Annotated in this window: 12 protein-coding genes and 1 pseudogene; 4 read left to right on the plus strand and 9 right to left on the minus strand. The window is 63.5% G+C overall.

The genetic code is table 11. The annotated features are described in order from the left end of the window. The first annotated feature begins 60 nt into the window (after positions 1–60). On the plus strand, positions 61–2,157 hold the full coding sequence (locus tag Y708_RS24975) for a bifunctional copper resistance protein CopD/cytochrome c oxidase assembly protein (RefSeq protein WP_253905810.1): 2,097 nt from the start codon (positions 61–63) through the stop codon (positions 2,155–2,157). Then, positions 2,154–4,163, plus strand: a complete 2,010-nt coding sequence (locus tag Y708_RS0113335) for an NHL domain-containing thioredoxin family protein (RefSeq protein ID WP_028280321.1) — start codon at positions 2,154–2,156, stop codon at positions 4,161–4,163. The genes Y708_RS24975 and Y708_RS0113335 overlap by 4 nt, the downstream gene beginning before the upstream one ends. Before the next feature lie 3 nt (positions 4,164–4,166). Here the strand turns inward: Y708_RS0113335 and Y708_RS0113340 are convergent, their stop codons facing one another. The 8 genes and pseudogenes from Y708_RS0113340 to Y708_RS31430 all read right to left on the minus strand — a co-directional run bounded on the left by Y708_RS0113340 (position 4,167) and on the right by Y708_RS31430 (position 12,932). Further along, complete coding sequence (locus tag Y708_RS0113340; protein ID WP_343212973.1) at positions 4,167–5,150, minus strand: zinc ribbon domain-containing protein; 984 nt, start codon at positions 5,148–5,150, stop codon at positions 4,167–4,169. A 58-nt stretch (positions 5,151–5,208) separates the two neighbouring features. Continuing rightward, positions 5,209–6,912, minus strand: coding sequence for a helicase HerA-like domain-containing protein (locus Y708_RS0113345; RefSeq protein WP_028280323.1), 1,704 nt, complete (start codon positions 6,910–6,912; stop codon positions 5,209–5,211). 159 nt (positions 6,913–7,071) lie between these two features. After that, on the minus strand, positions 7,072–8,382 hold the full coding sequence (gene ugpC / locus Y708_RS0113350) for an ABC transporter ATP-binding protein (protein ID WP_028280324.1): 1,311 nt from the start codon (positions 8,380–8,382) through the stop codon (positions 7,072–7,074). Between the two features lie 32 nt (positions 8,383–8,414). Then, complete coding sequence (locus Y708_RS0113355) at positions 8,415–9,263, minus strand: carbohydrate ABC transporter permease (RefSeq protein ID WP_028280325.1); 849 nt, start codon at positions 9,261–9,263, stop codon at positions 8,415–8,417. Then, positions 9,263–10,165 carry a carbohydrate ABC transporter permease gene (locus Y708_RS0113360; protein WP_173401521.1) on the minus strand — a complete coding sequence of 301 codons (903 nt, stop codon included), beginning with the start codon at positions 10,163–10,165 and terminating at the stop codon, positions 9,263–9,265. Before Y708_RS0113360 ends, Y708_RS0113355 begins: the two co-directional genes overlap by 1 nt. 62 nt (positions 10,166–10,227) lie before the next feature. Next, complete coding sequence (locus tag Y708_RS0113365) at positions 10,228–11,469, minus strand: extracellular solute-binding protein (protein ID WP_051478998.1); 1,242 nt, start codon at positions 11,467–11,469, stop codon at positions 10,228–10,230. A 241-nt stretch (positions 11,470–11,710) separates the two neighbouring features. Beyond that, positions 11,711–12,139: an aspartate 1-decarboxylase gene (gene panD, locus Y708_RS0113370; RefSeq protein WP_028280328.1), complete on the minus strand. Its 429-nt coding sequence runs from the start codon at positions 12,137–12,139 to the stop codon at positions 11,711–11,713. 108 nt (positions 12,140–12,247) lie between these two features. Next, positions 12,248–12,932, minus strand: a pseudogene (locus tag Y708_RS31430) (ABC transporter ATP-binding protein). 43 nt (positions 12,933–12,975) lie between these two features. Between Y708_RS31430 and Y708_RS24985 the strand changes: the two are divergent. Both Y708_RS24985 and Y708_RS0113385 read left to right on the plus strand, forming a co-directional pair. Continuing rightward, positions 12,976–13,716 (plus strand): sensor histidine kinase, encoded by a 741-nt coding sequence (locus Y708_RS24985; protein ID WP_051478982.1) that lies wholly within the window; start codon positions 12,976–12,978, stop codon positions 13,714–13,716. Continuing rightward, positions 13,713–14,357: a response regulator gene (locus Y708_RS0113385; protein ID WP_028280329.1), complete on the plus strand. Its 645-nt coding sequence runs from the start codon at positions 13,713–13,715 to the stop codon at positions 14,355–14,357. The genes Y708_RS24985 and Y708_RS0113385 overlap by 4 nt, the downstream gene beginning before the upstream one ends. A gap of 3 nt (positions 14,358–14,360) precedes the next feature. Here Y708_RS0113385 and Y708_RS0113390 read toward each other — a convergent pair whose 3' ends face one another. Continuing rightward, positions 14,361–15,221 carry a LysR substrate-binding domain-containing protein gene (locus tag Y708_RS0113390; protein WP_028280330.1) on the minus strand — a complete coding sequence of 287 codons (861 nt, stop codon included), beginning with the start codon at positions 15,219–15,221 and terminating at the stop codon, positions 14,361–14,363. Positions 15,222–15,329: the final 108 nt, after the last annotated feature.

The following is a 15,329-nucleotide window of genomic DNA, read 5'->3' on the forward strand; positions in this document are numbered from 1 at the left end:
CGGCTCGGGACAGTTCGCGCCGGTTGGCCACAGTTCAACGGCGGGTAGACAATGGAAGGCGTGGCAACAACAACCAAGGATTCCAAGCCGTCAGGCAGCACCACCGCGTCCTCCGCGATAAAGCCCGGCCTGCTGATCGCGGCCGGGGCCATCGTCCTGCTGGCGCTGGTCCTGGCATTGACCTTCTCCGGCGCGGCCGCTCCCAGACAGCTGGGTGACCCGGGAGCATTGACACGGTGGGGTCTGCCCATCTCGAAGGCTGTGCTTAATGTTTCGGTGGCAGCGGTCATCGGTTCTCTGGTGTTCGCCGTGATCATCCTTCCCCGGCAGCAGGGCAACAACCGCAGCACCGAAACCGGCGGTGAGCACCCGGCGTTTGCCCGCGTGATGGTGCTGGCATCAGCCGCTTCGGTGGTCTGGACCATCGCGGCCCTCGGCGTCCTGGTGTTTACCTATTCCGACGCCGCCGGTCTGCCGCTCAGCGGGGACCCCGCCTACACCGAGGGTCTTGCCTCCTACCTCACCGACTTCGACACCGGACGCGCCTGGCTCTCCACCACCATGATCGCGGCGATCGTAGCCACCATGACCTTCGGCGCCCGCTCGGGCGTCTGGCTGGCCCTGACGGGCCTTCTTGCCATCGGCGGGCTGCTGCCCATGTCCCTGATCGGACACTCCGCCAGCGGCGACGACCATAACGCGGCGGTTAACTCAATCCTCCTGCACCTGGTGGGAGTGTGCCTGTGGATCGGCGGCATCATTGTGCTCGCCGTCATCGGGGGGAAGCTCGGGCCGCTGACACAGACTGTCCTCAAGAGGTTCTCCGCCCTGGCCGGCTTCGCATTTGCCCTGGTGTTCTTCTCCGGCATCATCAATGCCAGCCTGCGCATCACCGAACTCCCGCAGCTGAGCTCCGAGTGGGGCCTGCTTGTAACCTTCAAAACTGTTTCCACCATCCTGCTGGGTGGCATTGGATTCATGCACCGTCAGTGGATCATCCCGCAGCTGAGCGGAGCCAACCTGTCCGCGCGCCGGGTGTTGTGGCAGCTCATTACCGTTGAGCTCCTGATCATGGGCGCAGTGTCCGGCGTAGCGGTCGCTTTGGCCCGGACCGCACCGCCGCGGTCCGAGGAGCTTGCTCCCGAGGCCTCGCCGGCACGCCTTCTCACGGGCTATGAGCTGCCACCGGAGCTCACGCCGGAGCGCTGGTTCACCGAATGGCGTCCCGACTGGCTGTGGATCGCCTTCGCCGTAACAGTCGGGGCTGCGTACATCCTGGGAACGATCAAGGTGCGACGACGCGGGGACAGCTGGCCGATTGCCCGCCTCCTTTGTTGGCTGGTGGGGCTGCTTGCCCTGACCTACGTCACCTCGGGCGCGCCGGCCGTCTACGGAATGGTGCTCTTCAGCACCCATATGGTGGGGCATATGGCGCTCACTATGGTGGTGCCGCTGTTCCTGGTCCTGGGTGCGCCGGTGACGCTGGCGCTCAAGGCACTGGTCCCACGTGGCGACGGCACCCGGGGGATCCGTGAATGGACCCTGGTGATTGTCCATTCCCGGTTCTCGAAGATTGTCACGCACCCGTTGTTCGCCGCAGGAAACTTTGTGGGATCGATCATCATCTTCTACTACTCGCCGCTGTTCGGGTTTGCCCTGCGCGAGCATGTGGGACACGAACTGATGAACCTCCACTTCCTGATCACGGGCTACCTCTTCGTGTTGAGCATGATTGGAACCGATCCTGTTCCCCGCCGGGCGCCCTTCCCGCTGCGAATCCTCCTCCTGTTCGCCACGATGGCGTTTCATGCCTTCTTTGGGGTGGCGCTGATGGGCAGCACCTCTCTGTTGCAGGCGTCCTGGTTCGGCAACATGGGCCGCGACTGGGGGCCATCCGCGATCGCCGACCAGCAGATCGGCGGCGCAGTGACCTGGGGTATCGGAGAGGTGCCCACGCTGCTGGTCGCTATTGGCGTGGCGATTATGTGGTCCCGCAGCGACGCGCGGGAGTCCAAGCGCACCGACCGCGCGGCGGACAGGAATAACGACGCCGACCTCACCGCTTACAACAACATGTTCGCCAATCTGGCCGAACAAGACAAACACCATAAGCGGCGGGAAACGCCGTCGGAAGAAACTTCTGGGAGACGTGAATGACTGAGACTTCGCTGCGTACCGGCTACCGCGTGCGCGCCTCCGAACTGACCGGCCGCAACTGGCTGAACACGGGCGGACGGCAGCTGCAGCTCGAAGACCTGCGGGGCAAGATTGTCATTCTCGATTTCTGGACGTTCTGCTGCATCAACTGCCTGCACGTCATCGACGAGCTGAGGCCGCTGGAGGAAAAGTACTCCGAGGTGCTGGTCACGGTGGGCGTCCATTCGCCCAAGTTTGAACATGAGGCGGACCCTGTTGCCCTGGCATCGGCGGTCGAACGGTACGACATCCATCATCCGGTGCTCGATGATCCGGAACTGACCACCTGGCAGGCCTACACGGCCCGGGCCTGGCCAACGCTGGTGGTGGTGGATCCGGAAGGTTACATCGTTGCCCATCTCTCCGGCGAGGGACACGCTTCCGGCCTTGAGTCGCTGGTTGAGGAACTGGTGGAGGAGCACTCAGCCAAGGGAACCCTCCACCGGGGCAGCGGCCCGTACGTGCCCGCGGAGTCCACAGCGGGCGATCTGCGGTTCCCGGGCAAGGTTCTGGCGCTGCCGGAGACCGGGACGTTCCTGGTCGGTGACACCGGCCATCACCGTCTGGTTGAGCTGGAAGCTGACCTGGTGACGGTGCGGCGCACCATTGGTTCGGGAGAGCGGGGATTCGCCGACGGCGGACTGGACGAAGCCCGGTTCAACGAGCCGCAGGGCCTTGCGCTGCTTCCCGGCGCCATCGCCCGGCAGGTGGGGTACGACGTCGTTATCGCTGACACGGTCAACCACCGGCTGCGCGGGCTGGCCCTGGCGGACAGCCGCGTATCCACGATTGCCGGCAACGGTGTGCAACGGCTCCTCGATGCGGAAAACCAGATCAAGGCACGCCCGGTCGAACTGCAGGAAACGTCACATGACCTAGGCGGCTACACGGGCGAACCCCCCGAAGACGCCACTCCCCGGCTGGAGGACACCCACCTGGGCATCAACCCCACAGCCATCTCGCTGTCCTCGCCCTGGGACGTCATCTGGTCCTCAACGCTTGAGCGAGTGGTCATCGCGATGGCCGGGACACACCAGATCTTCACCTTTGATCCGCTGACCGGATCGGTAGATATTCTTGCAGGAACGGGTCTTGAGGGGCTGCTCGACGGCGATTCCTCCGCAGCCTGGTTTGCCCAGCCCTCTGGGCTCACCGAGGACGCCCATGGGAACATCTGGGTGGCCGACTCCGAAACTTCGGCGGTGAGGATCCTCAGCTTCCTCTCCGTGAACGGACGCGTACGCGTTCAGGTTCAGTCAGCTGTTGGCACCGGCCTCTTCGATTTCGGCTTCAGGGACGGCGGCGCTGACCAGGCCCGGCTTCAGCACCCGCTGGGCGTCACCGCGCTGCCTGATGGCTCCGTGGCCATCGCGGATACCTATAACGGTGCCGTGCGGCGCTATGATCCCGCAACGCGGCAGGTTTCCACGCTGGTCCGGGGGCTGGCCGAGCCGTCGGACGTGCTCGTGGACCAGGCGCCGGTAGCCGACGGCGGCGAGCCCCTGCTCATCGTCGTCGAAGCGAACAAACACCAACTGGTCCGCGTGCCCATCCCTAAGGAAGCACTCGCCGTGGACGAGGGTGCCTCGCAGACGCAGCGGCCGAAGACCGCCGTCGTGCCCGGACCGCTGGCAGTGACCATCCGTTTCAGCGCGCCCAAGGGCCAAAAGCTCGACGACCGGTGGGGCGACCCTACGCAGCTGAAGATTTCATCCTCCCCGGAATCGCTCCTGGTATCCGGGGGTGGTACGTCTGTGGGGCTGCAGCGTGAACTGGTGTTGTCGGACGAGATCACCGAGGGCGTGCTGCACATCACCGCGAGGGCGGCTGCCTGCGACGGCGAGTTGGGCGGCGAGATCCCCGACCATGCGGCCTGCCACCTGTACCAGCAGGACTGGGGCATACCGGTGAACTTCAGCGCCGACGGCGAGACGGAGTTGACGCTGGACCTGCGCGGGCTGGACTAGCGGCTAGTACTCCACCACCGGAGTAACCGTGATTTCCTCATCGGTGACCGCCAGCCTGGCAGTGAAGCCGAAGTCCTGCGGCACGCTGATGGGCTCGATGGTGCCGGTGAAGAGGTCCTGAAGGCTGGTGTCCAGCTGGGCCGTGCCGGTGAGGGGGGCCATGACCCAGTCGCCGTTGAAGGGTTCGATGGACACCGTCGGATACTCGGTGATGGACCATTTGATCTCGCCCGCCACGCGGTTTTCCGTCTGGAACGCGAAAGGGCAGTTGGCCGGCTGGAAGACAGTCTGCGTGGCACACGTATCCAGGAAGCTCCTGATTTGCGCGTCCACTGCTTCGGAGAGCTCTTCGGTGGCCTGTGTCGCGAGTGCTATGCGCCCTGCCGATCCCTGCCTGGAGGTCACTGACAAAGTCTGGGCTGGGGCAGCGAAGAACTGGCTGGTGTAGTGGGCTTCCAGCCCGCCCGGATAGAACACGGCAAACTGATTGCGGCCATCCGGCATGAGTACGCGGGTTCCGTTAACCGTTGCCTCGTTCTCGTTGATCACCGAAACCTCCACAACCGGCAGGACGGCAGGAACAAACTCCCAGCGGTTGAAGAACAGCCACTCAGTGCCGGTCTTCTCCAGCACAAACCCGGTGGAGTGCTCCACTTCGCGGATCATGTACGTGACGGGAACGTCAACCCGGCCGTCTCCCGCTTGGAGCGGCTCTCCAATCTGGACGCTCTCTACCGCAGCCGCGGACTGCTGAAGGGCCGGTCCATCAAGCAGCGCCGCATTTGCTTCCGGCATTGACGCGTTGAGCAGCCCCAGCGCACGCTCCCCGTCGCCGTCCTTCAACGCTTCGAGGTAGCTCTCAACCTGCTGTTCCGGGCTGAAGACGTGAACGTTGACGATGTAAATGGTGGTGATGGCACCCGCGATCGCCAGCATCAGCCCAAGCAGCCATGCTGCAAGGACTTTTATCACGCGGGAGGATTGCACGCTATTACGTTACCCGTAGTAACAGGCAACATTACTAACTGTGTGACACACGCCGGGTTCAGAAAAGCCGACGACGGCGCCTGCGCTTGGTGCCGAACAGGCCGCGCATCAGCTCGCTTCCGATCACGCCTGCCGCCTTGAGTGCGAAGTCCCTCATCTCGGTGTTGTTCTCCGTGCGCTGTGCCGGCGGTGCCTGTTCTGGCTGCTTTCGTGCTGGCTGTTCCGGCATCTGCGGGACACTTGCCGGGCGGGTGCTGGGCCTGCCGAGGATCTCTTCTTCGATGCGGCGTGCCTCGGCATCGATCTCTGCCTGGGACATCGGGCGATCGGAATTTTCTTCTCCGCCGGGTGTTGGTGCGGTTCTGCCGCTCCCGGCGCCCGCCGGCAGGTTGGCGGCAACGCCGTCATTCGTTTTTCCACTGAGCTTTTCGAACGCGGAATGGCTGTCGACGGGCGTGCCATAGTCCGTCAGGAGTGGAGAAGCGTCGACAATGGCCTGCACCACTGATGCCTCCGATGGTCCCATGGTGGACACCGGTGAGGTCATCCTTGTCCAGGCGACGGGTGTGGGTGCACCGTTCTCATTCATGACGGTGACCACTGCCTCGCCGATGCCGGCTGAGGTGAGCACCTCTTCCAGGTCATACGGACTGGTGGGAAATGTGGAAACGGTGGACTTCAGCGCTTTGGCATCGTCGGGGGTGAAGGCCCTGAGTGCATGTTGCACCCGGTTGGCCAACTGGCCCAGCACGTCCGCCGGTACGTCCTTGGGGGTTTGGGTGACAAAGAAGATGCCCACACCCTTCGAGCGGATGAGCCGGACAGTGGCCTGGATGGAGCGGAGAAACTCCTTGGACGCGCCGTTGAACAGCAGATGCGCCTCATCCAGGAAGAACACAAGCTTGGGCTTGTCTGTGTCTCCCACCTCCGGGAGTTCAGCAAAGAGGTCCGCGATGAGCCACATCAGAAAGGTGGAAAAGAGCTGGGGTTTCTGCTGGAGGGTTGGAAGCTCCAGACAACCGATGATCCCGCGCCCGTCATCTGCGGTTCGGAGCAGATCCCCCGTGTCGAACTCCGGCTCGCAGAAGAATTTGTCCATACCTTGCGCCTCAAGGGTGATCAGCTCCCGGAGGATAACTCCCGCAGTGGCCTTGGAGAGTCCCCCGAGTTCCTCCAATGCGGACTTCCCGGTAGTGGAGGTCAGGAACGTGATGACGGCGCGCAGATCCGCGAGGTTATACAGCTCGAGGTCGTTCTTATCCGCATAGTGGAACACCAACTGCAGGCTGGATTCCTGGGTCTCATTGAGGTCAAGGACGCGGGATAGCAGCAGCGGTCCAAACGCTGAGATAGTGGCGCGGACGGGCACTCCCATGCCGTCGCCGCCCAGGGAGTAGTACTCCACCGGAAAGCTCTTCGCTTCCCAGGCCTGGCCTACGCTGACGGTGCGCTTAAGGAGTTTCTCGGAACCGTTGCCCGGTGTGGATAATCCGGTCAGGTCTCCCTTGATGTCCGCCAGGAAAACCGGCACCCCGTGGGAGCTGAGCTGCTCCGCGATCACCTGCAGGGTAATGGTCTTTCCGGTGCCCGTGGCGCCAGCCACCAGGCCGTGCCTGTTCATCATGGCCAGGGGCAGCCGCACGGCCGCATCCTTGTGGATCTCACCACCAATGATGCTTGCACCCAAGTGGACCGAAGCACCCTCGAAGGTGTATCCCGACGTTATGTCAGCTGCATGCTCCGCGGTGTCTTTGCTCGCCATAGCTCACAGCGTACACAGCGGAGCCCGGTGATCGACCAGGGCCGCCGGGGGCGGGCGGATCGGTGATCGACCAAGTGCCCGCTGGGGCGGGCGTGGAGATCCGGTTGGTTGGTGGGTCTCCACGCGGTCGCGAGCGACCTTGGCCGACCACTGTTAGGCCTAGCTGGCCGCTGCGTGCCTGCCGCCCTCTTGCCCGGTTTGAGACCCGCCTTCGTGCCCGTTCGACGCGTCGCGCTCGCGGGCCTGATCGATCTCCTCGGCGCGCTCCTGGTTGGCCTCTTCGGTGAGCGCAGCACCCGCTTCCGCATCGCGGGTAAGGTTTTCGCCGGTCTCCGGATCGAAGAGGTGCAGTTTGCGGGTGTCCAGCCAGATCTCTGCCTCGCGGCCGCCACGGATCCGACTGGCGGCATCCAGGGTCACTACAATCTGCGGACGCAGTTCATCGGCGTCCATGTCGCGTGCCAGGTTGTTCAGCAGTTCGCGGACCTCCGGCGAAGGATCGAAGTTGATGTACCCGTACTGCTCATTGCCCAGCCATTCGGTGTGCGTGAGCGTCGCGTTGAAGGTGGAGCCGTGTTCGCGTTTGGACTCCTCGACCAGCTTGGCGTCTTCAAAAAACTCGGGCCGCACGCCTACCAGCACCACCTTCTTCCCCTCCGCCTTGGCTGCCTTTTCCGCGGGAACATCCAGGTCGCCGAGAGCAGTCTGGAGCTTGTCGTTCTCGATGGTTGCCGGGAGGAAGTTCATGGATGGCGAGCCGATGAAGCCCGCCACAAACAGATTGACCGGCTGTTCGTACAGCTCGCGCGGGGACGCAATCTGCTGCAGCTCGCCCTTCTTGAGCACGGCCACGCGGTCGCCGAGCGTCATGGCCTCCGTCTGGTCGTGGGTCACATACACCGACGTGACACCCAGCCGGCGCTGCATCTGCGATATTTCGGACCGCATCTGTCCGCGGAGCTTGGCGTCCAGATTGGACAGCGGCTCGTCAAACAGGAATGCGTCCGCCTGACGCACAATGGCCCTTCCCATGGCCACCCTCTGGCGCTGCCCACCCGAAAGGTTGGCCGGCTTGCGCTGCAGATGATCCGTGAGTTCCAGGGTGGACGCGGCTTCGGTCACCAGCTTGTTGACCTGCTCCTCGCTGTGCTTTCCCTTCGCCAGGCGCAGCGGGAAGGCGATGTTTTCATACACTGTGAGGTGCGGGTAGAGCGCATAGTTTTGGAACACCATGGCCAGGTTGCGGTCGCGGGGAGCCTTGTCATTGACGCGCTTGCCGTCAATCAGGAGCTCACCGTCGGTGATGTCCTCCAGACCCACGATCATGCGCAGGAGGGTGGACTTGCCGCAGCCGGAAGGTCCAACCAGAATGATGAATTCGCCGTCTGCGATGTCAATGCTGATGTCATTGACGGCAGGGAATCCATCGCCGTATTTCTTGACCAGGTTGTTGAGGGTAATCGAAGCCATTTTTTGAGAATCCTTTTCTTAGACAGGGGCAGTTAGCCCTTGACCGCGCCCTGGGTGAGGCCTGAAACAATCTGACGTTGGAACAACAGCACCAACAGGACAATCGGAATGGTGACAATAATGGCCGCCGCCGAGATGGCGCCTGTGGGTGATTCGAACTGGGACGCGCCCGTGAAGAACGCCAGGGCTGCTGGAACCGGTCTCGCCGCCTCGGTCGACGTGAGCGATATGCCGTAGACAAAGTCGTTCCAGGCGATGAAGAAGGCGATGATCGCCGTCGTGAACACACCCGGCGCGGCCAGTGGCACGATCGCCTTCCGGAAGGCCTGCCACGTTGTGGCGCCGTCCACCTGCGCCGCCTGTTCAAGTTCCCACGGAATCTGGCGGAAGAATGCCGCGAGGGTCCAGATGGAGATGGGCAGAGTGAGGGACAGGTACGGGATGATCAGGCCGAGCCAGGTGTCATACAGGCCAATGGTCCTCCACAGGTTGAACAGCGGGGTCACAATCGAGATCACCGGGAAAATGGAGACAGCCAGTGCGGTGGTGAGGATCAGCTTCTTGCCGGGGAAATCCAGCCGCGCGATCGCGTAGGCGCACAACGTTGCGAGGACGACGGCGATCGCCGTCGCGATCAGCGAGATGCCGATGGAGTTCCGCAGTGAGCTGAGGAACAGGTCCTGAGCGTCGCCGACAAGGATCTGCTCGTAGTTCGATGTAGTTGCGGCGCCGGGCGAGGGCAGGAAGCTTCCATTGGTCAGGTCGCTGGGGGATTTGAAGGACGTGGCCAGGATGGACGCCACGGGGAACAGTGCGTACACCAGTACCAGGACGGAAATGACTGCCCACCAGACTTTTTCGCGCCGGGAAGAGTTCTTCATTATTTTTCTCCTCTCGTGCCAGCAAGATCAACCTTGAAGATCTTGATGGCCGCGAAACTGATGAGTATGACGCAGATGAACAGCAGCACCGACACGGCTGAACCGAGTCCTATCTCCAGCCGGCTGATCGAGGTGCGGTAGGCCAGGAGCGAGAGCACCTCCGTGTTGTTCTCACCGTTGGTCATGATGAATACGTTGTCGAATATTCGGAAGGCGTCCAGCGCCCTGAAAAGCACAGCGACCATGATCGCTGCTTTCATATTGGGGATGACCACCTTGCGCATCTGTTCCCACCAGGTGGCGCCGTCCACCTTGGCGGCCTCGGTGAGCTCGTCCGGGACCTGTGCCAGCCCGGCCAGCAGGAGCAGCGAGATGAACGGAGTGGTCTTCCAGATCTCCGATGCCATGATCACAAACAGGGAAGTCCCGGTCTGCGCGAACCAGTTCAGGTCCGAGTCGATGCCGGGCACCCAGTCGAACCAGGCGTTGACGTATCCCGAGTTGATGTCGAAGGCGTAGAACCAGGCGTAGGCCGAAACCACCGTAATGATGCCGTACGGCACCAGGATCGCGGTCCGGAGGATGCCGCGGAGTGACTTGAGTGCCTTGCTCATCACCAGTGCCAGCGCGAACCCGAGGACAAGTTCGACGGCGACTGTCACCACCGTGATCAGCAGGGTCACCAGGAGGTCCCGCCACCACACCTCATCGGAGAGGATGGTGATGTAGTTGGCGAACCAGATGAACTCGCGTTCGTCCGGCGCCGTCAGTCGGAAGGCGAAAAGGGACTCGAAAACCGCCTGCAGGATCGGGTACAGCGTGACCAGCAGCATGACGATGAACGCTGGGCCGGCCAGATACCAGCCCAGGCGTCGTTCAGCCTTGACCCGGTCGCTGTGCATTTTCTTCGCTGACTTGTCCGATCGTTTGTTGCCGGTGTCCGGTTTGTTGATCGTTGAGCTACTCACAGCAGCTTCTCCCCTCTGAGCACGGCAGTAATGAACTCCTGGGACTCCTCGGGGGTGACATCAGGGTCCACCTCGTTGGGCGGGCTCCACTCCTGCTGCAGTCCAGTGGAGATTTCGTTGTAGAACGGGGTTTGGGGCCGCGGAGCCGCGAGCTCCAGGGAATCTCGGATTGTCTCAGCCATTGGGAACTGTTCTTCGATAGCCGGGTCTTCGTAGGCCTCGGAGTTGGACGGCGGGTTCCCGTTGGTGATGAAGTATTCGGTCTGATTCTCCGGCTGAACAATACACTCGATCGCCTCATAAGCCAGCTCAGGGTTCTGGCTGTTAGCACCAACCCCGAGGTTGATGCCTCCCAGCGGCGGCGCGGTGTCCTCGCCCTCGTAAACCTGTGGGTAGAGGGCCCAGCCGATATCGTCGATGACCGATTGCTCAAGTGTCCCTGCTTCGACGCCGCTCAGGGTCGCGGGCCAGACGAACGGATAGTTGACCATGAAGGATCCCTCATTCCCTTGGAAGAGGGTCAGCGATGTGTTCTCGGTCGAGGTGGGGAGCCCGGGCCCGCCAAGCCCTTCGTCGCCGATGGTTCCGATAATCCGGGCGGCTTCCACTCCTGCTTCGGAGGTAAGGCCCAATTGCAGTTCGTCGGCTGGCGCTTCGGGATTCTCGAGGATCTGGCCGCCGGCGGATTCAATCAGCGCATTGATCCACACGGTCATCGACTCGGCGGGAGAACCCTGCACGCCCAGGAGCTTCTCCTGTTCGGTTGCGGCTTCCATGAGCTGGTCCCAGGTGACTGGCTGGGACATGTCCAGCCCGGCGGCCTCGGCCACGGATTTGCGGTACCAAAGAATCTGAGTGTTGGCCCAGAAGGGCACCGTGACCAACTCGTCCTTCCAGGTGGCCCCGGCAAGGGCGCCATCCAGGGTGTTCTCCGTGGTGGCCTGTGCGACGTCGTCGGGAACCGGTGCCAGGAAGCCGGGTTCAGCGAGCTCGGGGATGAACGGCGGGTCGATGCTCATGATGTCCATCGAATCGTCGCCGGCTGCGAGCCTGCGGGCCAGCTGTTCACGCTGCGCCGCGGCATCCGTCGGAAGCAGCGAGGTTTCGATCCGGTAGGCCCCGCCGGCTTCCTCCGTGCACTTCGCCGCAATGGCTGCCTGTCCACCGGCGTCGGGATTGATGTACCAGGTGAGCGTCTCCACGCCGCCGTCCGCCGGGCCGCACCCGGTCATCGCCATGGTCCCTGCAAGCAGGGTTGCACATGCCCCTGCGTAGGTCCGGCCTTTGGCCAGACGTTTTTTCCTTCGATTTCCCGGCAATCCCACCGTGCCTCCACATCGTCGTAGACAGCCCGGTCAGGCGGCAGAGGTTAGCCAGCCAGACCAAAGCAGCCTTGTCATTGTGACCATATGCCCTGCACGGAAATTACGCTAGGACATAAGGCGGTGCGGTGGGCCGGTGTTATCGGATTGGGGCTTTTTAGATCAGCGTTGAGTTGTTGAGCGCGTGCGGTGGGCGTTCCAGACCGGCCGTCAGGCCTTCCGCGGGATCGTTTCCCAGCTCGATGATCCTGTTCTCTGCGTTGACGTGAACAACGATCGGCACAAAAGCGCGGGCCTCATCGGTGGTCATGTGCGCGTAAGTAATCAGGATGACGGTGTCGCCTTGATGGATCAGGTGCGCGGCCGGTCCGTTGATGCCGAGCACTCCGGAACCACGCTCGCCGGCGATGGTGTAGGTTTCCAGCCGGGCACCGTTGGTGACGTCCACAATGGAGACCATTTCGCCGGGCAGGATGTCCGCGGCGTTCAGCAGATCCAGGTCAACGGTGACGGAACCGACGTAGTGAAGGTCTGCGTGGGTTACCGTGGCGCGGTGGATCTTGGATTTAAACATTGTGCGGTTCATCAGCATCAAGTCTACCGCCGGGCAAAGTGTCCGGCTATGTGGGCTTGGTCTCCACGCGCTCCTTCGTCGCTTGGTCGACCACCGAGGTCAGCGGTCGGGGCACGGCGTTCAGTGCGCGCCAACGGTCGCCTCCGCGGCACTCAGGCGGCCGTCCCGCATAGTTGCGACGGCATCCGTCAGGGAAATGAACTCCGTGTCATGCGTGACCATGACTGTGGCAACGGCGAAGTCACGAGTGAGTGCTGCCAGGAGCTTGACCACGGACTCGGACCGGGCGTGGTCAAGTGCGGCAGTCGGTTCGTCCACCAGCAGCACCTTGGGATTGCCCATGAGGGCGCGGGCTATGTTGACGCGCTGGCGCTGCCCACCGGAGAGCTGGTGCGGGCGGCGCGACGCAGCGTCCGCGAGTCCGACGACGTCGAGCAGTTCCAGGGCCCGTTTCCGGGCATCACGGGGCGGGTGTCCGCGCAGATGCGCCGTGATCAGCAGCTGTTCCACGGCTGTCAGTGATGCCAGTAGGTTGGGCTGCTGGAAGACGATTCCCACCGTGTCGCGGCGCCGTCACATCCCTGTCGCTGAGCGCTGCGGTGTCCGTTCCGTCCAGGACCACCAGTCCCGACGTCGGGCGGATGAGCGTGGAGCCAACGGCCAGAAGGGACGACTTCCCGGAACCCGAAGGACCGGCCAGCGAAACTATATCCCCGGTCCGCACCTTGAGGTTCACGTTGTCGAGGGCTTTGATGGTGCCGGTACCGTCCGGGTATTCGAGGGTCACATTCACGAGGTTGAGCATTGTTCTTCCATTTCTGCCCACTGAGCGGGGCTGATGAGTGGGCATGTCCGTACATGCCCGGTGGGAATCGGGTTTCGGTGGGCACTCGAGGAGTTGCAGCGTACGCGCCGAACTCGCCGAAACACAGCACCGCGCCGGTGTGCTCGCCGAGCGGGAGCGGCTCGCGCGCGACATTCACGACACCCTCGCGCAGGGGCTGTCCAGCATTGTGCTGGCTTCGCGTTCGGCCGGCTCGGCGCTGGGATCGGGAAATGTGGAGGCGGCGCGGGAGCGGCTGCAGACAGTGCAGGACACCGCCGCGGAAAACCTTGCGGAGGCGCGGCGGTTTGTCCGTGGGGTCACCTCGCCCGAGGAGTCACTGGCGTCCAGCCTGCGCCGGCTCTGCGAGAGCACCGAGCGGCAGGCGGCGGCACGGGTTGCGTCGCTGCGGCGCCGGTTCGCCGTGAACGGCGATGCCGCCGGGCTTCCCGCACCGTACGAGGTCACACTGCTGCGTGCCGCGCAGGCGAGCCTCGCGAATGTGGCTGCGCACGCGGGCGCAGCGGCCGCCGTCGTTACTCTTGGGTTCCTGGACGATGATGTCACCCTGGACATTTACGACGACGGCGCCGGCTTCGATCCGGCAGCGCTGCCGGAGGTGCCGCGCGCGGATGGGACGGGCTTCGGGCTGCTGTCCCTTCGAGAGCGTGTCCGGGCTCTGCGCGGAACGCTGAGCGTCGAGTCGGCTCCGGGTGAGGGCACCGTCGTGGCGGTGCGGCTACCGCTGGGGGAGGGAACCCTGTGAGCGAGATCCGGATGCTGCTCGTGGATGACCACCCCGTGGTGCGCGCCGGGCTGCGGTCCATGCTCACCGACTTCGAAGGAATGACGGTGGTGGCGGAGGCGGCCGATGGAGCGGGCGCCCTTGCTGAGCTTGGACGGCTCACCGCGCTCGGCGAACCGGTGCAGGTGGTGTTGATGGACCTGCAGATGGGGACCGGGATGGACGGGGTGACCGCGACGTCGCGGATTCGTGCGCTGGACGGACCGCCCGTGCTGATCCTGACCACCTACGACAACGACGCCGACATCCTCGCCGCGGTGGAAGCCGGGGCGGCGGGCTACATGCTCAAGGATGCTCCTCCGGAGCAGATCCGGTCGGCGGTGCTGGCCGCGGCCTCGGGGCGGACCGCGCTCGCTCCTGAAGTTGCTGCGCGGCTCATGGGGAGGATCCGCAACCCCGAGCCAGCGCTGTCCGCGCGGGAGGTGGAGCTGCTCGAGCTGCTGGCAACCGGCCTGGGGAACAGGGAGCTGGCGCGGCAGATGTTCATTTCAGAAGCGACCGTCAAGACGCATCTGGTGCATATTTATGGGAAGCTCGGGGTCGATAACCGGACCGCCGCCATCTCCGAGGCGCGCCGGCGGAGGATCATCCGCGGGGACTGATTCTCATACGTCCGGGGCCTTGCGGAGCGCCCGGCCCATGATGGCGGTGCTGAGCGCGTCAACGAGTTCCTGGTTTGCCAGCGGATTGCTGAGCAGGGTGAAATCCACCTCGCCGACAGGCGGCAGGTTGAAACGGTTGCTCACCTGGACCAGGTCCTCCGGGATGAGTGACTGCGGGAAAACAGCGAGGCCTATTCCTGCCCGTGCCGCGGCCAGGACCCCGTTGATCTCCCGGGTGTTGCAGGTAATCCGCCAGGTCCGGCCGGCCTTCTCCAGAGCGTTGATGGCCATTTGGCGGCTCAGGCTCGGCGCCTGGTAGACGATCAGGGGAACGGGCGCTCCTTCTTCAAGGGAGGTCTTGCCGTGGCCCGCCCAGACCAGTTGATCGCGCTGAACCAGCGCGCCCTCTCCGGTGCCGGTCATGTACTTCATGAAGATCAGATCCAGCTGGCCGGCCCTCAGTCGACGCAGCAGCAATGGGCTTTGCGTCACCGTGAGCTCCAGGTTGATCTGCGGGTACAGCTGCCGGAAATGCCGAAGGATGCGGGGGAGTTGGGTGATGGCAAGATCGTCGGCAACCCCAAACCGCAGCCGTCCGCGCATGGCTGATCCGGAGAAATAGCTCATTGCCTGCTCCTGGGCGGCCAGGATGGTGCGGGCAAAGCCGGCCATGGCGTCACCGTTGTCGGTCAGGCGGACGTCCCGGGTGTCGCGGGCTATCAGCCCCCTCCCCGCCGCGGCCTCCAGCTTGCGGACGTGCTGGCTGACTGTGGGCTGGCTGAGGCCCAGCCGTGCGGCGGCGCCCGTGAAGCTGAGGGTTTCGGCGACGGCGAGGAAGGTCTTGAGTTGGACGGGTTCAAACACGATGAGGGCTCCCGAAGATGTTCTATTACGTTATCCAATACTAGTTATAGCCAGCATACGCTTTGATAATGGCGGGGTGCTGCGTAGCGTTGAACGCGTTCCCATCAG

The organism is Arthrobacter sp. H5 (genome assembly GCF_000520595.1).
In the GTDB taxonomy this organism is placed as follows: domain Bacteria; phylum Actinomycetota; class Actinomycetes; order Actinomycetales; family Micrococcaceae; genus Arthrobacter_D.

Excerpts from the sequence above, each read along its gene's own strand:
- Y708_RS0113335 (WP_028280321.1), top strand. The coding sequence starts at position 2,154 with ATGACTGAGACTTCGCTGCGTACCGGCTACCGCGTGCGCGCCTCCGAA.
- Y708_RS0113345 (WP_028280323.1), bottom strand. The coding sequence starts at position 6,912 with ATGGCGAGCAAAGACACCGCGGAGCATGCAGCTGACATAACGTCGGGA.
- ugpC (WP_028280324.1), bottom strand. The coding sequence starts at position 8,382 with ATGGCTTCGATTACCCTCAACAACCTGGTCAAGAAATACGGCGATGGA.
- Y708_RS0113355 (WP_028280325.1), bottom strand. The coding sequence starts at position 9,263 with ATGAAGAACTCTTCCCGGCGCGAAAAAGTCTGGTGGGCAGTCATTTCC.
- Y708_RS0113360 (WP_173401521.1), bottom strand. The coding sequence starts at position 10,165 with ATGCACAGCGACCGGGTCAAGGCTGAACGACGCCTGGGCTGGTATCTG.
- Y708_RS0113365 (WP_051478998.1), bottom strand. The coding sequence starts at position 11,469 with ATGGCGATGACCGGGTGCGGCCCGGCGGACGGCGGCGTGGAGACGCTC.
- panD (WP_028280328.1), bottom strand. The coding sequence starts at position 12,139 with ATGAACCGCACAATGTTTAAATCCAAGATCCACCGCGCCACGGTAACC.
- Y708_RS24985 (WP_051478982.1), top strand. The coding sequence starts at position 12,976 with ATGTCCGTACATGCCCGGTGGGAATCGGGTTTCGGTGGGCACTCGAGG.